The 19,418-nt window shown below is 73.0% G+C and carries 23 protein-coding genes and 1 tRNA gene; 6 read left to right on the top strand and 18 right to left on the bottom strand.

All coding sequences use genetic code 11. The annotated features are described in order from the left end of the window. Positions 1 to 13: 13 nt before the first annotated feature. The 5 genes from ACFOSY_RS33680 to ACFOSY_RS33700 all read right to left on the bottom strand — a co-directional run bounded on the left by ACFOSY_RS33680 (position 14) and on the right by ACFOSY_RS33700 (position 4,929). Positions 14 to 484 (bottom strand): PPOX class F420-dependent oxidoreductase, encoded by a 471-nt coding sequence (locus ACFOSY_RS33680; RefSeq protein ID WP_394314364.1) that lies wholly within the window; start codon positions 482 to 484, stop codon positions 14 to 16. Between the two features lie 9 nt (positions 485 to 493). Then, entirely contained in the window at positions 494 to 799 is a 306-nt protein-coding gene (locus ACFOSY_RS33685; RefSeq protein ID WP_394314503.1) for an STAS domain-containing protein, read from the bottom strand. Positions 800 to 964: 165 nt separating this feature from the next. Beyond that, entirely contained in the window at positions 965 to 1,786 is an 822-nt protein-coding gene (locus tag ACFOSY_RS33690) for a YceI family protein (protein WP_394314365.1), read from the bottom strand. 109 nt (positions 1,787 to 1,895) lie between these two features. Then, positions 1,896 to 4,424: an MFS transporter gene (locus tag ACFOSY_RS33695; protein WP_394314367.1), complete on the bottom strand. Its 2,529-nt coding sequence runs from the start codon at positions 4,422 to 4,424 to the stop codon at positions 1,896 to 1,898. 13 nt (positions 4,425 to 4,437) lie between these two features. Next, positions 4,438 to 4,929: a MarR family winged helix-turn-helix transcriptional regulator gene (locus ACFOSY_RS33700; RefSeq protein WP_394314369.1), complete on the bottom strand. Its 492-nt coding sequence runs from the start codon at positions 4,927 to 4,929 to the stop codon at positions 4,438 to 4,440. A 195-nt stretch (positions 4,930 to 5,124) separates the two neighbouring features. Here ACFOSY_RS33700 and ACFOSY_RS33705 point away from each other — a divergent pair, with 195 nt between their 5' ends. Then, positions 5,125 to 5,319 carry a hypothetical protein gene (locus ACFOSY_RS33705; protein ID WP_006132788.1) on the top strand — a complete coding sequence of 65 codons (195 nt, stop codon included), beginning with the start codon at positions 5,125 to 5,127 and terminating at the stop codon, positions 5,317 to 5,319. Between the two features lie 285 nt (positions 5,320 to 5,604). On the opposite strand, the gene ACFOSY_RS33710 is transcribed toward ACFOSY_RS33705, so the two are convergent. The 9 genes from ACFOSY_RS33710 to ACFOSY_RS33750 all read right to left on the bottom strand — a co-directional run bounded on the left by ACFOSY_RS33710 (position 5,605) and on the right by ACFOSY_RS33750 (position 11,963). Further along, a complete protein-coding gene (locus tag ACFOSY_RS33710; RefSeq protein ID WP_006132789.1) occupies positions 5,605 to 6,507 on the bottom strand; it encodes an RNA polymerase sigma factor SigF in 903 nt (300 codons plus the stop codon). Between the two features lie 246 nt (positions 6,508 to 6,753). After that, positions 6,754 to 7,590 carry an RNA polymerase sigma factor SigF gene (locus ACFOSY_RS33715; protein WP_394314373.1) on the bottom strand — a complete coding sequence of 279 codons (837 nt, stop codon included), beginning with the start codon at positions 7,588 to 7,590 and terminating at the stop codon, positions 6,754 to 6,756. 188 nt (positions 7,591 to 7,778) lie between these two features. After that, a complete protein-coding gene (locus ACFOSY_RS33720) occupies positions 7,779 to 8,072 on the bottom strand; it encodes a Dabb family protein (protein WP_006132793.1) in 294 nt (97 codons plus the stop codon). Next, entirely contained in the window at positions 8,072 to 8,248 is a 177-nt protein-coding gene (locus ACFOSY_RS33725; RefSeq protein WP_006132794.1) for a hypothetical protein, read from the bottom strand. The genes ACFOSY_RS33720 and ACFOSY_RS33725 overlap by 1 nt, the downstream gene beginning before the upstream one ends. A gap of 129 nt (positions 8,249 to 8,377) precedes the next feature. Then, positions 8,378 to 9,364 carry an alpha/beta fold hydrolase gene (locus tag ACFOSY_RS33730; protein ID WP_394314377.1) on the bottom strand — a complete coding sequence of 329 codons (987 nt, stop codon included), beginning with the start codon at positions 9,362 to 9,364 and terminating at the stop codon, positions 8,378 to 8,380. Between the two features lie 224 nt (positions 9,365 to 9,588). Continuing rightward, positions 9,589 to 9,673: transfer RNA gene (locus tag ACFOSY_RS33735), tRNA-Ser, on the bottom strand. 45 nt (positions 9,674 to 9,718) lie between these two features. Further along, positions 9,719 to 10,150, bottom strand: a complete 432-nt coding sequence (gene tadA / locus ACFOSY_RS33740) for a tRNA adenosine(34) deaminase TadA (RefSeq protein ID WP_394314505.1) — start codon at positions 10,148 to 10,150, stop codon at positions 9,719 to 9,721. 68 nt (positions 10,151 to 10,218) lie between these two features. After that, positions 10,219 to 10,755 carry a tRNA adenosine deaminase-associated protein gene (locus tag ACFOSY_RS33745; RefSeq protein ID WP_394314508.1) on the bottom strand — a complete coding sequence of 179 codons (537 nt, stop codon included), beginning with the start codon at positions 10,753 to 10,755 and terminating at the stop codon, positions 10,219 to 10,221. 998 nt (positions 10,756 to 11,753) lie between these two features. Next, positions 11,754 to 11,963, bottom strand: coding sequence for a hypothetical protein (locus ACFOSY_RS33750; RefSeq protein ID WP_394314379.1), 210 nt, complete (start codon positions 11,961 to 11,963; stop codon positions 11,754 to 11,756). Positions 11,964 to 12,100: 137 nt separating this feature from the next. Between ACFOSY_RS33750 and upp the strand changes: the two genes are divergently transcribed. After that, a complete protein-coding gene (gene upp, locus ACFOSY_RS33755) occupies positions 12,101 to 12,736 on the top strand; it encodes a uracil phosphoribosyltransferase (RefSeq protein ID WP_394314382.1) in 636 nt (211 codons plus the stop codon). A gap of 7 nt (positions 12,737 to 12,743) precedes the next feature. Here the strand turns inward: upp and ACFOSY_RS33760 are convergent, their stop codons facing one another. The 4 genes from ACFOSY_RS33760 to ACFOSY_RS33775 form a co-directional block, all read right to left on the bottom strand. Beyond that, positions 12,744 to 13,367, bottom strand: a complete 624-nt coding sequence (locus tag ACFOSY_RS33760; protein ID WP_394314510.1) for a LytR C-terminal domain-containing protein — start codon at positions 13,365 to 13,367, stop codon at positions 12,744 to 12,746. 132 nt (positions 13,368 to 13,499) lie between these two features. After that, positions 13,500 to 13,796 carry a type II toxin-antitoxin system VapB family antitoxin gene (locus ACFOSY_RS33765; RefSeq protein WP_004943146.1) on the bottom strand — a complete coding sequence of 99 codons (297 nt, stop codon included), beginning with the start codon at positions 13,794 to 13,796 and terminating at the stop codon, positions 13,500 to 13,502. A gap of 169 nt (positions 13,797 to 13,965) precedes the next feature. Further along, a complete protein-coding gene (locus ACFOSY_RS33770; RefSeq protein ID WP_394314384.1) occupies positions 13,966 to 14,559 on the bottom strand; it encodes an HhH-GPD-type base excision DNA repair protein in 594 nt (197 codons plus the stop codon). 24 nt (positions 14,560 to 14,583) lie between these two features. After that, entirely contained in the window at positions 14,584 to 15,306 is a 723-nt protein-coding gene (locus ACFOSY_RS33775; RefSeq protein ID WP_394314512.1) for a siderophore-interacting protein, read from the bottom strand. An 81-nt stretch (positions 15,307 to 15,387) separates the two neighbouring features. Here ACFOSY_RS33775 and ACFOSY_RS33780 point away from each other — a divergent pair, with 81 nt between their 5' ends. Genes ACFOSY_RS33780 through ACFOSY_RS33795 form a run of 4 tightly spaced genes read left to right on the top strand, consistent with a single transcriptional unit; the run spans position 15,388 to position 19,325 of the window. Further along, entirely contained in the window at positions 15,388 to 17,481 is a 2,094-nt protein-coding gene (locus ACFOSY_RS33780) for a penicillin acylase family protein (protein ID WP_394314385.1), read from the top strand. Then, positions 17,474 to 18,082, top strand: coding sequence for a GNAT family N-acetyltransferase (locus tag ACFOSY_RS33785; protein ID WP_394314386.1), 609 nt, complete (start codon positions 17,474 to 17,476; stop codon positions 18,080 to 18,082). Before ACFOSY_RS33780 ends, ACFOSY_RS33785 begins: the two co-directional genes overlap by 8 nt. Next, positions 18,079 to 18,558, top strand: coding sequence for a cupin domain-containing protein (locus ACFOSY_RS33790; protein WP_394314387.1), 480 nt, complete (start codon positions 18,079 to 18,081; stop codon positions 18,556 to 18,558). The genes ACFOSY_RS33785 and ACFOSY_RS33790 overlap by 4 nt, the downstream gene beginning before the upstream one ends. Further along, positions 18,555 to 19,325: an SDR family NAD(P)-dependent oxidoreductase gene (locus ACFOSY_RS33795; RefSeq protein WP_394314388.1), complete on the top strand. Its 771-nt coding sequence runs from the start codon at positions 18,555 to 18,557 to the stop codon at positions 19,323 to 19,325. Before ACFOSY_RS33790 ends, ACFOSY_RS33795 begins: the two co-directional genes overlap by 4 nt. The last annotated feature ends 93 nt before the right edge of the window (positions 19,326 to 19,418 follow it).

Consider the following 19,418-nt stretch of genomic DNA (forward strand, 5'->3'; position numbering starts at 1 on the left):
GAGGCCGCGGGCGCTACTCGCCCTCCGCCAGCCGCGCCGGGAAACCGCCCGTCGCCACCGGGCCCCAGCGCTCCGGGGTGATCCGGATCAGCGACTTGCCCTGCTTCACCATCGCGGCGCGGTACTCGTCCCAGTCGGGGTGCTCACCGGCGATGTTCCGGTAGTACTCCACCAGCGGCTCCACCGAGTCGGGCACGTCCAGCACCTCGGCGGTGCCGTCGATCTGCACCCAGGGGCCGTTCCAGTCGTCGCTCAGGACGATCAGGCTGACCCGAGGGTCACGCTTGGCGTTGCGCGTCTTGGCGCGCTCCGGGTACGTGGACACCACGATCCGCCCGGAGTCGTCGACGCCGCAGGTCAGCGGCGACCCCTGCGGGGAGCCGTCGGAGCGGCGGGTCAGCAGGATCGCGTGGTGCCGGGGGCGTACGAAGTCGAGCAACTCGTCGAGGGAGACGCGGGTGTTGGTCGCGATGTTCGGTGCCATGGCGTCAGCCTAGGCCGCCATCGCCTCGGGGAGGTTGTCGTACACGGGCACGTCGCGGCGCAGCCCGGTCACCTCCAGGACGCGACCGGCCACGCTCTCCGGCAGGGCCACCACGTGCACCCGGGTGTGGGGGAGCAGCAGCCGCCGGGCGTCGTTGATCAGGCGGATGCCCTGGGAGTCCATGAAGCGGGTCCCGGACAGGTCGAGGACCATGACCCGCGCGGGTCCCCCGGAGCCGGAGCGGGCCTGGTACATGATCAACGGCAGCAGGCCGTCGGCGTTGCGGAAGTCGATCTCCGACGGCAGCGGGAGCATCACGCGCTCGGAGGAAGGGTGCGGAAGGGTCACGGCATCACCTGACATGGTCGTCCGGAATCGGATAGGCCGCTTCCTGACCCTGAGCCCATTGCACCACGCCGGGACACAGGACCGGAAGCGGCCACGATGTGAACACCGCGCCAAGCTTCACGAACGCCGCGCTCAGACCTCCGGGAGCTTCTCCCCCTGCACGGCCTGGACGTCCAGCTCCACCCGCAGCGTGGTGCCGATGGCGGCGATGCCGGCCTGGACGACCTGGTTGTAGTTCATCGCGAAGTCTTCGCGGTGCAGTTCCGTGGTGGCGCGGAAGGCCGCCCGGGTGCCGCCCCAGGGGTCGGCCCCGGTGCCGAGGTACGCCAGGTCCAGGTCGACCGGGCGGACCACGCCCCGCATGGTCAGCTCGCCGTGCACGGTCCAGCGGTCGGTGCCCGCCTGGGTCAGCCCCGTGGACCGGAAGCTGATCTCCGGGTACCGCGCGACGTCCAGGAAGTCCGGGGACCGCAGATGGGTGTCGCGCATCCCGTTGCCGGTGTCGATGGACGCGGCCTGGATCACCGCCTCCACCCGCGACTTCGTCACGTCGTCCGGGGCGATCTCCACCGAGGCGGTGAAGTCGGTGAACCGGCCCCGCACGCTGGAGATGCCCAGGTGCTGGGCGACGGCGGCCACGCTGGAGTGCGCCGGGTCCACGGTCCACGGCCCGGGCGGCGGCAGCTCCGTGCCCCCGGTCCTGGCCAGCGTCACCGTCCCGACCTCCGCGCGCCCGCTCGCGGTGACGAGGGCGCTGGCGGCGGCGGGCGCGTACCCGACCGCGGTCACGACGACGGTGTACGCCCCCGGCGCCAGCTCGGTGGCGTCCCGGACGGCGCCCTCGGCGTCCGCCTCGGCGCGCAGCACCTGGGCGCCGGTCCCGTCGGTCAGCGTGACGACCGCGTGCGACACGGCCCATCCGTCCCGGGTGCGGATCCTCGCGGTCAGTGGCATCCCGTCTTCTCCCTGAAAAGGCTCATAAAAAGGTCGTGATACGACCGGCCCGTGGCGGGGCGCGTCTCCGCTACAGGACGCGCGGGCCCGCCACGGGCCGGAACTCGGGCTACTCGCCCGGGTGGGCGAGCTCGATGTCGTGGTCGTCGACACCGGGTCCCGCGACGGTCAGGGCGCTCGCCACCGGCGGGTAGCCCGTGGCGATGACGGTGTACTCGCCGCCGTCCAGGTCGGCGAAGGCGTACGCGCCGTCGTCGCCGGTGATGGCCGTGCCGACCACGTTGCCCGCCGCGTCGACCAGGGTGACCCGGGCGTCGGCCAGCGGACCGTGCGGGGCGCGGACCACGCCCCGCAGGTGGGCGCCGGTCTCCAGGTCGGCCTCGACCCGGGTGACGCCCGTGGCGGCGATCTCGACCGGCAGGGCGCGCGGCCGGTACCCGGCGGCGTTCACCGCCACGGTCACCGCGCCCGGCACCAGCTCGGCGAACGAGAACTCGCCCTGCTCACCGGTGGACCCGGTGGCCAGCAGGTCCCCGCGCACGTCGGTGACGATCACCATCGCGTCCTTCACCGGCTGCCCGGTGTCCGCCGCGCGGACCACACCGGTCATGCCGCTGGTGCCGCTGAGCAGGACGTCGTAGGACACCGGCTCGCCGTTCACCACGACCGTCGACGCCTGCGGCTGGTGGCCGTCGGCGGCGGCGATCAGGACGTACGACCCCGCCGAGGGGGCGTCCACCGCGTAGGAGCCGTCGTCCTGGGCCACGGAGCGGCCCAGCTGGCGTCCGCCCAGGGAGATCAGCGTGACGGCGGCGCGGGGCACCGGGGTGCTGTCGGCGCCCCGGACGAAGCCGCGCACCGGGATACCGGCGGAGCCGGACTCCTCGGGCCGGGCGGCGGTGGCGACGGCGGACACCGGCTGCGCGAAGGTGTCCTGCCCGGCGGCCTGCGTCTCGGAGACGGCCGATCCCGCGGGGGCGGCGCCCCCGGCCGGGACGGCGGCGGCCTCGGCGGCGGCCGGGGCGACCGGGTCGCCGGCCTGCTCCTGCGCGGCCTGGGCCAGCGCGCCGGTGGTTCGCAGCGGGACCTCCTTGATGAAGATCGTCACCAGGAAGCCGAGCGCGGCGATCGGCGCGACGTACAGGAAGATGTCGGCGATGCCGTGGCCGTAGGCGCTCTCCAGCCAGGTGCGGATGCCCGGGGGCAGCAGGTCCATGTCGGGGATGGTGCCGCTGCCGGAGGCCTTGGCGGCCGCCGCCTGCTCCTGCGGGCTGAGCGTGCCGATGGTGTCCGCCGCGTAGTGGCTGATCCGGGACGACATCACCGAGCCGAGCACGGAGACGCCCACGGCGCCGCCGAGCGAGCGGAAGAAGGTGACCACGGAGGAGGCCGCGCCCAGGTCCTTCGCGGCCACCTGGTTCTGCGTGCAGAGCACCAGGTTCTGCATCATCATGCCGACGCCCAGACCCATCAGCGCCATGAAGACGCCGATGCGCCAGTACGGGGTGTCGTAGCGCATGGTGCTCAGCAGGCCGAGGCCCGCCGTGAGCAGCACGCCGCCCGACAGCAGCCAGGCCTTCCAGCGGCCGGTCTTGGTGATGACGATGCCGGAGACGGTCGACGATATGAACAGGCCGCCGATCATCGGGATGGTCATGACGCCCGACATGGTCGGGGACTTGTCCCGGGCCAGCTGGAAGTACTGGCTGAAGTAGACGGTGCCCGCGAACATCGCGATGCCGACGAACAGCGAGGCCAGCGAGGCCAGCGCGATGGTGCGGTTGCGGAACAGGCGCAGCGGGATGATCGGCTCGCTCGCCCTGGACTCGACGAACAGGAAGATCAGCGTCAGCAGGATCGCGCCGCCGACCATCACCCCGGTCTGCCAGGACATCCACGCGTACTTGTCGTCGGCGAAGGTGACCCAGACGAGCAGCAGGCAGACGGCCGCGGTGACGAAGAAGGCGCCGGCCCAGTCGACCTTGACCTCCCGCTTCACCAGGGGCAGGTTCAGCGTCTTCTGGAGCACGACCAGCGCGATGAGGGCGAAGGGGACGCCCACGAAGAGGCACCAGCGCCAGCCGAGCCAGCTGGTGTCGGTGATGACGCCGCCGAGCAGCGGGCCGCCGACGGTCGCGACGGCGAAGGTGGCGCCGATGTAGCCGGAGTAACGGCCGCGCTCACGCGGGGAGATCATCGCGGCCATGATGATCTGGGCCAGCGCGGCGAGACCGCCGCCGCCGAGGCCCTGGATGGCGCGCGCGGTGATCAGCATCGCCGGGTTCTGCGCCGTGCCGGCCACGATCGAGCCGATCACGAAGACCACCAGGGCCGTCTGGACCAGGGCCTTCTTGCTGATGAGGTCGGCGAGCTTGCCCCACAGCGGGGTGGAGGCGGTCATCGTCAGCAGCGAGGCGGTGACGACCCAGGTGTAGGCGCTCTGGCCGCCGCCGAGGTCGGAGACGATCTCGGGCAGGGCGTTGGTGACGATGGTCGACGACAGGATGGCGCAGAACATGCCGAGCAACAGCCCGGACAGCGCCTCCATGATCTGCCGGTGGGTCATCGGAGCGTCCTGGGAGGAGCCTCCCCCGTGCTTGGCATGAGCCCGCACACCGTTCGGTGTGGTCGTTGCCATGGACTTCCTTCTCTTAAGTGCTTGCGGGTGTACGGGTGGTCGGTTCGAGCGCGGAGGGTGCCTGCCGGGGCACGGTGCGAGGGTCGCCGAAGCTGCTCCTCAGCCGTGCCATCAGCTGCGTGAGGCGGCCGACCTCTTCGTCCGACCAGTCGCACAGCCGCTCGGCGAGGAGCTGTGTCGTGAGCCGGAACAGCTCGTCGAGCCGGGTCCGGCCGGCCGGGGTGAGGCGCAGGATGCGGGACCGCTTGTCGGCGGGGTCGGGGGAGCGCTCGATCCAGCCGCGCTCGGCCAGATGGGCGACGTGGCGGCTGGTGACGGACATGTCCACGGACAGCAGCTCGGCGAGCCTGCTCATCCGCATGTCGCCGTCGCGCCCCAGCACGGTCAGCACCGCCGCGGAGCCGCTCGGGCAGTCCGACGGCATCAGCCGGTTCATCTCCCGTTTGACGGCGCCGAAGGCGCTGAACTGCCGGACCAGCTCCTCGTACTGTGCCGACTCGGCCATGGCACCTCCGTTTCGTTGCTTGAAGCAACCGTAGGTATGGATGGTTGCTGAAGGCAAATAAAAACGGCCGCTCCGGCTCAAAAAGTTGGCAAAGGCAAGTAATCGCGCCAGTAAACACGCAGGTCGGAGCCGGTGCGCTCCGTCGGTCCCGCCCCGCTTGGGGCCTCGGACGGTGATTCGCTAGGGTCTCGGTCCATGGCTAACACCCAGGGCCCGCAGGGCAATCACGACCCCGCCGGCAGCACCCAGATGTTCCGCGCGTTCGTCGACGAGGCCCCCGCGGGCAGGCAGGCGGCGGCCACGGGCGGCGGCCCGCGCATCGGCCTGATCGTCGGCATCGTCGCCGCCGTGGCGATCATCGCAGCGGTGGCCTGGCTCGCACTGAAGTAGAAGGGGGCCGCCGAGGAGACCCCCTCGGCGGCCACACCTCTCAGGGACGCGGGGCTGCAGGGCGCTTCAGGGGCGCGGGGCCCCGAGAGATGCCGCCGGCGGCAACGCCCTCCAGGGGCGCGGGGAACTGCGCGACCGGCCCCCACCGCCCCGCAGCCGCGACACAACCGCACCCGCCCCCCGGGGGCGTCAGACCGGCACCGGGCCCTGCCCACCCACAAACGCGCGGAGGCCCCCGGCCCCTCGAAGGACCGAGCGCCTCCGCGCGAAGACAGCCCGCGGACGTCAGTCCGAGATGAGCCCCTCCCGCAACTGCGCCAACGTCCGCGTCAGCAACCGAGAGACGTGCATCTGCGAGATGCCCACCTCCTCGCCGATCTGCGACTGCGTCATGTTGGCGAAGAAGCGCAGCATGATGATCCGCCGCTCACGCGGCGGCAGCTTCGCCAGCAGCGGCTTCAGCGACTCCCGGTACTCCACGCCCTCCAGCGCCGTGTCCTCGTAGCCGAGGCGGTCCGCCAGGGAGCCCTCGCCGCCGTCGTCCTCCGGGGCGGGGGAGTCCAGCGAGGACGCCGTGTAGGCGTTCCCCACCGCGAGGCCGTCGACGACGTCCTCCTCGGACACGCCCAGCACGGCGGCGAGCTCGCTCACCGTCGGGGAGCGGTCCAGCTTCTGGGACAGCTCGTCGCTGGCCTTCGTCAGCGCCAGCCGCAGCTCCTGGAGCCGGCGCGGCACCCGCACCGACCAGGACGTGTCGCGGAAGAACCGCTTGATCTCCCCGACCACCGTCGGCATCGCGAACGTCGGGAACTCCACGCCCCGGTCGCAGTCGAAGCGGTCGATCGCCTTGATCAGCCCGATGGTGCCGACCTGGACGATGTCCTCCATCGGCTCGTTGCGCGAGCGGAACCGCGCCGCCGCGTACCGCACGAGCGGGAGGTTGAGCTCGATCAGCGTGTCCCGGACGTAGGCGCGCTCCGGGCTGTCCTCGTCGAGCACGGCGAGCCGCAGGAACAGGGAGCGGGACAGGGTGCGGGTGTCGAGGGCCGCCGTGTCCGGGAGGTCCGGAGCCGGTGTGGCGGCGAGGGCCGGGCCCTCGTCGATGGGGCCGAGTGCGTCGAGAGCATGGGGAGCTGACTCGCTCTCCGCGAGCGTGAGCACCTTCGAGCTGCCCTGTTCTGCGGACATGCCACCCCCTTTGGGTCGCGGGACGGTCGCGGCGGACGCTCCCGAACCGGGGAACGCAGCCTTCACCTGAATACCGGCGCCGAGGCTCCGGCAAACGCGCTTCCCGCAGAATGTCACATGTCGGCAACGCGCTGTAGTGACATGTCGACATCTGAGATGCGAATCAGCCCTGCTGGCAAGGGGTCTGACGCCGTATCGGGCGGAAAGAAAGAAGATTGCCGCCGACGGGTGATTCGCTCGTGGCGGTTACGCGTCGATCCTGTTTGCGGATCGCAGCCGCTGGAAGCTCCGGGCCAGCAGGCGGGACACGTGCATCTGCGAGACGCCCAGCTCGGCGCTGATCTGGGACTGCGTCAGATTGCTGTAGTAGCGCAGCAGCAGGATGCGCTGCTCCCGCTCCGGCAGCTGCACCAGGAGGTGCCGGACGAGGTCGCGGTGCTCCACCCCGTCGAGCGCCGGGTCCTCGTAGCCGAGCCGGTCCAGCAGGCCGGGCATCCCGTCGCCCTCCTGTGCGGCCTCCAGCGAGGTGGCGTGGTACGACCGGCCGGCCTCGATGCAGGACAGCACCTCCTCCTCGGAGATGCGCAGCCGCTCGGCGATCTCGGCGGTGGTGGGGGTGCGGCCGAACGCGGTGGTGAGGTCCTCCGTCGCGCTGTTGACCTGCACCCACAGCTCGTGCAGCCGGCGCGGTACGTGGACGGTGCGGACGTTGTCGCGGAAGTACCGCTTGATCTCGCCGACGACGGTCGGCATCGCGAACGTCGGGAACTGCACGCCCCGCTCCGGGTCGAAGCGGTCGATGGCGTTGATGAGGCCGATGGTGCCGACCTGGACGACGTCCTCCATCGGCTCGTTGCGGGAGCGGAAGCGGGCGGCCGCGTAGCGCACGAGCGGGAGGTTCGCCTCGATGAGCGCCGCCCGCACGCGGGTGTGCTCCGGCGTGCCCGGTTCCAGGTTCTTGAGCTGACCGAACAACACCTGGGTCAGGGCCCGGGTGTCCGCGCCACGGCGCTTCGCGGGGGTCTGGACCGCGTCGGGGGACACCTCGTCCTGGGGCGGCGCGGAACTGGCCGACACGGTCAACGCCACCTCTTCAATCGCTCACATCGTCCGTCAACTCATCCGTCAAAAGCGGTCATAGCATCACAAGACTGACTCACTGTCGCAAGCACCGCATATTCCGTGTTGAGGGCGGGGAGCGGGTACGGAACGCGGCGAGGCCCCCTGCCGGCGGGGCGGGGGGCCTAAGTGCGCGGTGCGCGGACGGCGCGTCAGAACTCGTAGTCGGCGATCACCCACGTGGCGAACTCGCGCCACAGGCCGACCCCGGCCTGGTGGTCCGGGTGCTCCACGTAGCGGCGCAGCGCCTCGGCGTCGTCGAAGGCGGAGTTGATGGCGAAGTCGTAGGCGATGGGGCGGTCGCTGATGTTCCAGGCGCACTCCCAGAAGCGGATCTCCGGGATCTTCCCCTCCAGCGCGCGGAAGGCCTCCACGCCCGCGACCACCTTCGGGTCGTCGCGGCGGACGCCCTCGTCGAGCTTGAAGAGCACCAGGTGCCGGATCATCACTTGCCTCCCGCGGCCAGCCAGGTCATGAAGTCGCCGATCGCCTTCGCGGCGTCCGAGATGCCCTGGAACCCGATGAGCACGTAGTCGGCGGCGGTTTCGGGATCCGTGATGATCACGTACAGCACGAAGACCACCAGCAGATAGACGGCGGCCTTCTTCGCGTTCACCGCCATCGCGGCCCTCCCCTGTCACTGCTGTCACACGAGCATCGAGCGGGCCCATGATCGCACGAAGGGCCCCGTCTGACGACGGGGCTCTTCCGGGGTGCGGATGGGGCAGGGGCCGACCGCTCGACGGCGCCGTCAGGTACGGCGGGCGCGGATCGTGATCACCGTGCCCGCGGCGACGGCGAGCACCGCCGCGCCGCCGAGGACCGCCGCGGTCCGGCCGCTCGTGCCGGTCTCGGCGAGGCTGGGCCGGGAGTCGCCCGCGGCTCGCAGGATCAGCTCGGTGACGTCGGCCGGGTTGGTCTCCATCACGGCGTGCGGCGCGTCGACCTCGACGGTGGTGGCCTCGGCCCGCTCGGCCATGAACCGCAGGTTGTCGGTGCCGATGGTGCGGTCGTCGGTGGGGACGAGGTACCAGGACGGGATGGTCTTCCACGCGACCGCCCGCGTCGGCTCGTTCCCCGCGGCGGCGGTGGCGGGCCGCTGGGTGGCTGCCAGTACCTGGGTGCGGTTCGCGTCGAGCCGGTCGCTCAGGAAGACGTCGCCGAACTTCTCCGGCTTGAGGTAGAGATCCACGTTCGTCGCCTCGCCGCCGAGCGGTACGGCGTTCAGCGCGGTGGGCACCGGCGCGTCCGGGTCGTCCGTCACCCGGCTGCCCGGGTACTTGCCCGCGAGCTGGAAGGCGGTCTCGCCCTTGTCGGGCGCGAACCCGGCGATGTAGACGAGGGACTCGACGTTCGGGTTGCCGGCGGCGGCGTTGGTGATGACGGCTCCGCCGTAGGAGTGTCCGACGAGGACGACGGGACCCTCGATCGTCTTCAGCCGGGCCGCGAGGTAGTCGGCGTCGCCGGAGAGGCTGCGCAGCGGGTTCGCGGTGGCCACCACGGGATAGCCCTGCGCCTGGAGGCTCTCGACGATCCGTTCCCAGCCGGAGGCGTCCGCCCAGAATCCGTGCACCAGTACGATCGTCGGTTTGGCGCTCCCTGATGTCCCGTCAGCGGGCGCGGTGCCGCCTCCGCCCTCCGACGCCAGGGAGGGGCCTGCGGCCATCAGGGCGGCGGTCGGGAGGAGGAGGGCCAGGGGGAGTGACCTCCGGGCGAGGGTGCGTCGTATGTGTGCCATGACTCTTCTTCCTTGAGGTTCCTTGGAGTTCCCTGGACTTCCTGGGAGTTCCTGGGAGTTCCTGGGAGGGAGAAACTGCTGGCAACACTGCGTTCGGGCGACGGACGCGGCACTTCGGGTATGCCATCGGAGTGAAGATCGGGCACGGAGTGTGAGGAGTTGCCCGTGCCCGGCCGGACAACGACGAAGGGCCCGGTCCATCGGACCGGGCCCTTCGTTCGAAGCGGTAGCGGAGGGATTTGAACCCTCGGTGACTTGCGCCACACTCGCTTTCGAGGCGAGCTCCTTCGGCCGCTCGGACACGCTACCGAGGGAGACCTTACAGCACGGTGGCGCGTGGTTAGAAATCGGTATTCACCGGCCGCGGAAGAACTCCGTGAGCAGCCGCGCGCAGTCCTCCGCGAGCACGCCTTCGATCACCTCGGGGCGGTGGTTGAGGCGCCGGTCGCGGACCAGATCCCACTGGGATCCCACCGCGCCCGCCTTCTCGTCCCGGGCGCCGTAGACCACCCGGTCCACCCGGGACTGCTGGACGGCGCCCGCGCACATCGTGCAGGGCTCCAGCGTGACCACCAGGGTGCAGCCGGCCAGCCGCCACTCCCCGGCCCGCTCGGCGGCCCGGCGCAGCGCGAGGATCTCCGCGTGCGCCGTGGGGTCGCCGCCCGCCTCGCGCTCGTTGTGGGCGCGGGACAGCACGGTGCCCCCGTCCGCGGCCAGCACGACGGCGCCGACGGGAACGTCCCCGCCCGGGACGGCCCGGCGGGCCTCGTCCAGGGCGAGTCGCATCGGCTCCCGCCAGCGGTCGCGCACCGGGTCCGGGAGGCCGCCGGGCGCGGGGGTGGTGGTCGGCACGGTCAGCGGACGGTCTCCAGGACCTCCGAGGCGCCCAGGGCCTCGGCGATCTCCGAGACGGCGTCCTCGGTCATCGAGCGCAGCTCCTTCTCGGTGACGCCCAGGTCCTCCAGGACCTGCGCGTCCCCGACCGGGCCGTGCGGTACGGACTCGCCGGAGGCGGTGGACGGGCCGCCGTCGGCGTCCTCGTCGTCCGGCTCACCGTCCTCCGTGCCGTCGAGGTCGAGGGCGTCCAGGTCGGGGACGTCGTCCCCGGGCTCCCTGCCGAGCAGTTCGTCGGTGAGCAGGATCTCCCCGTAGCTGCTGCGGGCGGCCGCCGCGGCGTCGGAGACGTAGATCCGGGGATCCTCCTCACCGTCCACGCGGACGACGCCGAACCAGCCGTCCTCCTGCTCGATCAGCACGAGCACCGTGTCCTCGTCAGGAGAGGCTTCCCGGGCCAGGTCGGCGAGATCCGACAGGGTTTCCACATCGTCGAGCTCTGTGTCGCTCGCTTCCCACCCGTCTTCGGTGCGCGCGAGCAGTGCGGCGAAGTACACCGTGACTCTCCCACTGGTCATAGGCGTGCCGGTTGGGGGTCCCCCCGGCGGAGGTGTGCGGGCGGTATGCGGAGCTCCGACACCCCGCCCACTGGGAATCGTGGCAGAAACAAGGCCATCAGGGGACGTCTTCCGCTCCCTGTGTCCGGCAGTTTCGATCGCAGTGCGCCGAGTGGGGCCCGGAAGGACTCACCAGCGCACTTGTTGCCGCCACGACCGGATCGTACGCGGCTTTGCTCGCCGCCCGAGCGCGGCACTCTCCGGCGATGCGCCGGGCCTGGGACGGGGCCCGCAATCACAGGCCCCCGGGCCCCTCAACTCCGTCCCCTCACCTGGACGAACGTGGCGTGTCGCGCTCGTTGCGGGTGGGGGCTGAGGTGCGGATGCCTGCGGCGCAGGGTTGCGGTGCGGTGGGGGTGCGCGTAGCGCCCGGGGTGGGGTGGTGGTGCGGGGCCGCGGTGGGGGCGGACGTCCTCGGTCTGGCGCGATTGACCCAGTTCGCAGGGGAACGGCGCGGACGCGCCAGCCGCTGCGGGCGCCCACCCCCACCCCGCCCCCTCCCCGCCGCGGGCGGCTGCAACGCCGCTAGCCGCGGGCAGTCGTGCCGCCAACCGCGGACGCGCGGCCGGACGACGGCGGCAAGCTGCCGCCAACTGCGGGCAGTCGTGCCGCTGGGGCGATGGGGGTACCTCCCGCTCGAGCGAAGCCGAGAGTGGGGGAGGGTGGGCGCGGCGGCACCTCGCTGGCGCCGAGGTGCGCCGACACCCCCCGGCCCACACCAACGCCGGTGCCTGGTGCCTCCGCCAGCCGCGGGCACTCGTGCCGCCGGGGTGGCGGCGGGCACCCCCCGCTCCAGCCCCCCGGCGGGGACAGCGCGCCGACGCTTGGAGGAAAGCGCGGCTCACGCTGACCGTGGGCACTCGTGCCGCCGGGGTGATGGGGGTACCCCCCGTTCGAGCCCCCGGCCGGGTCAGCGCGCCTGGCGCTTCGAAGTGCCGCTACCAGCGGAACGTCCGCATCCTCATCGCGTGCCGCAACCGCGCCGCCTTCGCCCGCCGAGGCTGCACCCGCTCCCGCAGCGCCCGGGCCTCCGCCAGCTCCCGCAGGAACCGCGCCCGCCGCCGCCGGCGCTCCGCCTCCCAGTCCACCTCGCCCGCGTCCCGGGAGCCCCCGGCCGACGGATTCCCGCGTTCCTCCTGCTCAGGCATTGCTTCATCACCCCAGTCCGTCCCTCCCACCTTCCCCCGACCGGGCGGTTTGACGCCAGCGAAAGAGTGACGGGCGCCCCATCCCCTTGCCCCGCGCGGGGACGCCGCCCCTCCGTGTCCCGGTTAGGGTTGACGCCATGCGTCTCCACGTCGTCGACCACCCCCTGGTCGCCCACAAGCTCACCACGCTGCGCGACCAGCGCACCGACTCCGCGACCTTCCGCCGTCTCGCCGACGAGCTGGTCACCCTGCTCGCCTACGAGGCCACGCGCGACGTGCGCACCGAACAGGTCGACATCCAGACGCCGGTGGCGCAGACCACGGGCGTGAAGCTGTCCCACCCCCGCCCCCTGGTGGTGCCGATCCTGCGGGCCGGCCTCGGCATGCTGGACGGCATGGTCCGGCTGCTGCCGACCGCCGAGGTGGGCTTCCTGGGCATGGTGCGCAACGAGGAGACGCTCCAGGCCTCCACCTACGCCACGCGCATGCCGGACGACCTCTCCGGCCGCCAGGTGTACGTCCTGGATCCGATGCTGGCGACCGGCGGCACGCTCGTCGCGGCCATCCAGGAGCTGATCAGGCGCGGCGCGGACGACGTGACCGCCGTGGTGCTGCTGGCCGCGCCGGAGGGCGTCGAGGTCATGGAGCGCGAGCTGGCCGGCACCCCTGTCACGGTCGTGACGGCCTCCGTCGACGAGCGCCTCAACGAGCACGGCTACATCGTCCCGGGCCTCGGCGACGCGGGCGACCGCATGTACGGAGCCGCGGAGTAACCCTCGCTCAGCAGTTCTTCTTCGAGGCGGCCGCCGGCTCGGGGTTGGCCAGTGCGGTCAGCGCCTTGTCCGCGGCCGCCTTCGGTGTGAGCCCCCGGAACGCGTCGCCGATGATCAGATCGAGCGCGGCGCCCTTGCGGGCCGGGTCCGTGCGGCGCTCGGCGCCTGCCAGCTGGGTGCCCAGCACCGGCAGCGCCGTGTCCAGCGCGGTGGCGGGGCCGAGCAGCACGCCGGCGCCCTTGACCTTCTTGTCGAACGTCGCGGGCGCGTTGGCGACCTCGCCGATGCGGAAGCCGCGCTTCTTCAGCTCGTCGGCGGTCTTCTGCGCGAGTCCGCCGCGGGTCGTGGCGTTGAGCACGTTGACGGTGATCGTGCCGGGCCGGGGCACCGGCTTGGCGGCCCCCGCGGGACTCGCCGAGGGCTTCGCCCCGATGCCGCAGGCGGCCTTGGTGCCGGCCGCGGAGGCGGAGTCGCCGCCGCCGGTGAACACGTCGATGAGCTGCAACGTGCCCCAGCCGCCCACGCCGAGCACGGCGACGGAGGCGACGGTCAGCACGACGAGCTTGCCGCGCCGCCGGGGCCGGCGCATCCGCGGGTACTTGTCACCCGTGATGCGGTACTGGCCGCCCATGCCGGGTGGAGTGAGCATGCTCATGAGCGCAGCGTAGTGCGCCCGGGCTGCTATGCCTACTAGATGATCATTCGACTGGGTGCAGTCCAACCCGAAAGGGCCAAACCGGGCCGCCAGGGGGTTCGACGGGCGTCAGTCGAGTTCGAGAACGCGCGCGTGGAGCACCTGGCGCTGCTGGAGCGCCGCCCGCACCGCGCGGTGCAGTCCGTCCTCGAGATACAGGTCGCCCTGCCACTTCACGACGTGCGCGAAGAGGTCGCCGTAGAAGGTCGAGTCCTCGGCGAGGAGGGTCTCGAGGTCGAGCTGCTGCTTGGTCGTCACGAGCTGATCGAGGCGGACCGGGCGCGGCGCCACGTCCGCCCACTGCCGGGTGCTTTCCCGGCCGTGGTCGGGGTACGGCCGGCCGTTTCCGATGCGCTTGAAGATCACACGGAAAGCCTACCGGTCGAGACGTTCCGGGCGCAGCCATGGCGACGCAGTACGCCGCCGTAAAAGACGTCGGAAAGTGTCAGATTCCGGGCCGCCGTCTCGTCGTACGCCCTCCTGCGCGGTCGCCCGGCGCATATACCCGCCCCCCGTACGCCCCCGGGCGCGTCCGTCACGCCCCGGTCTTCTTCGCCGCTTTCGCCGCCGCCTTCATCTCCTGCTTGTGCGCCCGCACCTTCGCCAGCGACTCCGGGCCCGTGATGTCCGCGACCGAGCGGAAGGAGTCCTCCTCGCCGTACGCGCCGGCCGCCTCCCGCCAGCCCGTGGGGCGGACGCCGAGCCGCTTGCCCAGCAGGGCGAGGAAGATCTGCGCCTTCTGCTTGCCGAACCCGGGCAGGTCCTGGAGCCGCTTCAGCAGCTCGCGGCCGTCGTCCACGCCCCGCCAGACCGCCTCGGCGTCGCCGTCGTAGTGCTCGACGAGGTACCGGCACAGCTGCTGGATGCGGCCGGCCATCGACCCGGGATAGCGGTGCACGGCGGGCTTCTCGGAGAGCAGCGCGGCGAACGCCTCGGGGTCGTACGCGGCGATCTCGTGCGCGTCGAGGTCGTCCGCGCCGAGCCGCCGCGCGATCGTCGCCGGGCCCTTGAACGCCCACTCCATGGGGATCTGCTGGTCCAGCAGCATCCCGGTCAGCGCGGCGAGCGGGCTGCGGCCCAGCAGCCGGTCGGCGTCGGGGTCCTGGGCGAGGTGCAGTGTGACGTCCATGCCCCGATGATCGCGCGTCGCGGGTCAGCTCGCGCGCCAGTACCCGAGGGCGTGCACCCGCTGCTTGGGCAGGCCCAGTTCCTTGCGGGCGAACGCGCCCAGCGTCCGGGTGGTCGCGGTGTCGCAGGCGATCCACACGTACGGGTCGGGGCCGGACGCCAGCAGGTCCGGCAGTTCGGCGCGGACGCGCTCCACCAGGGTCGCGCCCCTGTCGCGCCGGGGCACCTCGCGCACCTCGTGCCGCGCGGGGTCGGCCACGCACGGCAGCCCCTCGAGGGAACCCTCGAACCAGACGGTCGCCGGGGCGTCGCCCAGGGCGCCCAGCAGGGAGTTGACGGCCGGCAGCGAGGCCGGGTCGCCGACCACGTACACGTGGGAGGGGGTGGGGTCCGGGTGCTCGAAGCCGGTGCCCTGCACCGTCGCCTCGATGGTGTCCCCGGGCTTCGCGGCCCGCGCCCAGTCGCTGGCGCAGCCCTCGTGCAGCGCGAACTCCAGGGCGAAGGTGCCGGCCCCCGGGTCGGGGTCGACCAGGGTGTACGCGCGCTGGTGCGGCCGGCCCGCGTTGTCGAACCACAGCCGCACCCACATCGTCGGGTGGACGCCGGTCGTCGCCAGCATCCCGCCGTCGGTGAAGGTCAGCCGCCGGTAGTCGGCGGTGACGTCCTCGGCGCCCGTCACGGTGAACTCGAAGTCCTTCGCACGCATCAGTTTGAGGACCGCGCCCTCCCAACCCCGCCCCTGCCCCATCGCGTCCTCACCCTTCGCGTACGATTCCGCCACGTCACGGTTTACTTAGGGGAGCCTAACCTAAAGTGAAATGAGGGCACAGTGTCCGGTGCGATCTTCCGGGACCCCTGGGGGATCCCCCATCTGCGGGCGGACGACGTGCGCGAACTGGCGCGCGTCCAGGGCCTGGTGACCGGGCGCGACCGCGGCTGGCAGATCGAGGTCGAGCGGCACCGCGCCCAGGGCACCTCGGCCTCCTTCCTCGGCGCCGGGGCGCTGTCCTGGGACGTGCTGGTCCGGCGCGCCCGGGTGGCCGACACCGCCCGCCGCTGCCTCACCCGCCTGGAGGAGCACGACCCGGAGACCGCCGCCTGGCTCCGGGCGTACGTCACCGGCGTCAACGAGGGCCTGGACGGGCACGACGCCCCGGAGTTCACCCGCGCCGGCGTCCGTCCCGGCCGGTGGGAGCCGTGGACGCCGCTGGCCGTGTGGCTGTCCACGCACCTCCTCTTCGCCGGCTTCCCCGCCAAGCTGTGGCGCGACCACGCCGCCGCGCGCCTCGGGGCGGACGCCGTGGGCCTGTTCGCCACCGACGGCCCCGGCACCTCGGGCAGCAACGGCTGGCTGGTCGCGGGGGAGCGCACGGTCACCGGGCAGGCGGTCCTCGCCGGGGACCCGCACCGCTTCATCGAGGACCCGGGCGTCTACCAGCAGATACGCCTGTCCTGCCCGGAGTTCGACGTCGTCGGCCTCGCCGTGCCCGGCGTCCCCGGCATCGCCCACTTCGGCCACACCGGCACGGTCGCCTGGGCCATCACCAACGCCATGGCCGACTACCAGGACCTCTACCGCGAGCGGCTGCGCCGCACGGGTGCCGGGATCGAGGCGCTCGGCCCGGACGGCGTCTGGCGGCGGGCCGCCCGGCACACCGAGACGGTCGAGGTCGCGGGCGAGGAGCCGGTCGAGGTGGAGGTCGTCGAGACCGAGCGCGGGCCCGTCGTCGTCGGCGGCCCCGAGGGCCTCGACGGCGGCGTGCCCGAGCCGGGGGAGCCGCCGCTCGCCGTCGCCCTGCGCTACCCGCCCCGCGTCACCGGCGACCTCGGCTTCGGCGCCCTGCTGCCGCTGCTGCGGGCCCGATGCGTCGCCGACGTGGACCGCGCCGCCGACCGGTGGGCCGAGCCCGTCAACGTCGTCCTGGCCGCCGACACCGAGGGCGGCACCCTGCACCGGGTCGCCGGACGCGTCCCCGTGCGCTCCGCCGCCAACCGCGTCCGCCTGGTGCCCGCCTGGGAACCCGGCCACGAGTGGCAGGGCTGGCACGAGACGCCGCGCGCCGGCCTCGACGACGGCGTCGCCGTGATGGCCAACCAGCGTGGCCCCGCCGCCCCGCTCGGCGTCGAGTTCGCCCCGCCGCACCGCGCCGACCGCATCGCCGCACTGCTCGCCCGGCAACACCGCTGGTCCGCCGCCGACATGGCCGCGATCCACACCGACACCCACCTCGCCTCCGCCGCCCCCCTCCTGGACCACCTGGCCGCGCTCGACGCCCCCGGCCTCACCGGCCCCGCGACCGCCCTGCGCGAGCGGCTGCTGGCCTGGGACCGGCACATGGACGCCGGCAGCGCCGACGCGGCGGCCTTCGCGGCCCTGCGCGGCGCGGTCGTCCGCCGTCTGGCCGCCGAGCCCGCCCTCGCGGCCGCCGCGGCCCCGCCGCCGTACCCGGAGGTCTTCCGCCCCTGGCTCGCGCTGGTCCCGCGCGTCGGGTTCGCCCTGGAGCACCTGCTGGCCGCCGAGGACCTGTTCGGCATCGACCGCCCGGCCGTCGTCCGCGCGGCGCTGGAGGAGGTGGCCGCCGCGCCCCCCGCCGGCGTCTGGGGCGACACCCACCGCCTCGCGCCCTGGCGCGCCCTGCCGCCCGGGACGCCACAGGAGGAGCCCGGCCTGTCCGGCGACCACGACTGCGTGCTGTGCACCTCCGCCGTGCCCGGCCTCACCGACCTCGCCGCCCGCGGGCCCGCCGCCCGCTACGTCTGGGACCTGGCCCGCCGCGACAACAGCCGCTGGGTGGTGCCGCACGGCGCCTCGGGCCGCCCCGGCTCGCCCCACCACCGCGACCAGCAGCCCCTGTGGCTCGCCGGAGACCTGGCCCCGGTCGTCACCGACTGGGCGCAGCTGACGAAGGAGACCGATGTCTGATCCGTACGCCTCCCGCCCGGCCGTCCACGAGCAGACGGTCGACGGCTTCGGCGCCGTGCGCGTCCTGCCGCTGGACCCGGCCGCCGACGCCCCCCTGCTGCACCGCTGGGTGAGCGAGGAACGCGCCGTGTACTGGGGCATGAACGGCCTCACCGAGCAGCAGGTCCACGAGATCTACGCGCACATGGACACCCTCGACACCCATCACGCGTACCTCGTCGTCAAGGACGGCGATCCGGCCGCGCTGCTCCAGACGTACGAACCGGAGGCCGACCGGGTGGGCGAGTGCTACCCCGTCGAGCCGGGCGACATCGGCATGCACCTGCTGCTCGCGCCCCCGCGGCCGGGCGGGACGCGCCCCGGCTGGACCGCGGGGCTCGCCGGGGCCGTCGCCACGTACGTCCTGCTGGTGCTGGACAGGCGGCGGGTCGTCGTCGACCCGGACGTCGCCAACGAGAAGGCGATCGCCCGGTTCCTCCGGCAGGGCTTCACCGCCGGGCCACAGGTGGTGCTGCCGGAGATCGACCTGCCGGACGTGTACCTCCCTCAGAAGCGAGCACAACTCGCGTTCCTCACCCGGGAGGTAGCCTTCGGAGGGTGACCCCCGACGACCTCGTCGCCCACTTCGGACTGGAGCCGATCCCCCGGGAGGGAGGCCGGTTCCGGCAGACCTGGGCCGGTCCCGCCCGGCCCGACGGCCGCCCCGAGGGCACCGCCATCGTCGCCCTGCTCACCGCCGGGCCCGGCGACTTCTCGGCCCTGCACCGCCTGCCCGCGGACGAGACGTGGCACCACTACCTCGGCGACCCGCTGCGGATGCTGCTGCTCGCCCCCGACGGCACCAGCAGCACCCCCGTCCTCGGCCCCGACGTGCTCGGCGGCCAGCACGTCCAGCTCACCGTCCCGGCCGGCACCTGGATGGGCGCCCGGGTCGCGGACGGCGGCTCCTGGACCCTGTTCGGCTGCACGATGGCCCCCGGCTTCACCTTTGAGGGCTACGAGCACGGCGACCCGGCCGAGCTGGCGGCCCGTTACCCGGACCGGGCGGCCCTCGTCGCCGAACTGGGCCGCCCATGAGCGGGCGGGGACTGCTGCACGGCCAGGTCGCCCTGGTCACCGGCGCCGGCGGCGGCATCGGCCGGGGCATCGCCCGCCGGCTCGCCGAGGAGGGCGCGGCCGTCGCCCTGCACTGCCGCACCTCGGTCGCGTCCGCGCAGGAGACGGCGGTCGCCGTCCGGGACGCGGGCGGCCGGGCCGTCGTCCTGCGGGCCGACCTCACCGACGAGGACGCCTGCCACCGGCTGGTCGCCGAGGCCGCCGAGCGGTTCGGCGGCCGGCTCACCGCGCTGGTCAACAACGCCGGGGTCCAGCCGGTCCAGGAGCTCGCCGGGATGACGGCGGCCGAGTGGCGCGCGGTCGTCGACACCAACCTCACCTCCGTCTTCGCCTGCACCCAGGCGGCGGCACGGCTGATGCGCGACCAGGGCGGCGGCTCCGTCACCCACATCGCCTCCGTCGAGGCCCGCTTCCCCGCCCCCGGCCACGCCCACTACGGCGCGGCCAAGGCCGCGGTGGTGATGCACGCCCGTTCGGCCGCCCTGGAGTACGGCCCCTGGGGCGTGCGCGTCAACACGGTCTCGCCCGGCCTGATCGACCGGGAGGGCCTGGCCGACGCCTGGCCGGAGGGCGTACGCCGCTGGCGGGAGGCGTCCGCCGTGGGACGCCTGGGCCGCCCGGAGGACGTCGGCGACGCCTGCGTGTTCCTGGCCTCCCCGCTCGCGTCCTGGGTGACCGGCCACGACCTGGTGGTGGACGGAGGGGCGACCTCCCGCCCGACCTGGTGAAGACCTCCCCGCCGCATTGAGCGGACCGCGCCTGCCGTCCGTACTCCTCGGGAGGCGGACGGGCCGGGAGGCGGGTACGACGTGGAGCGACGG

The organism is Streptomyces lusitanus (assembly GCF_042647945.1).
Taxonomy (GTDB): domain Bacteria; phylum Actinomycetota; class Actinomycetes; order Streptomycetales; family Streptomycetaceae; genus Streptomyces; species Streptomyces pseudogriseolus.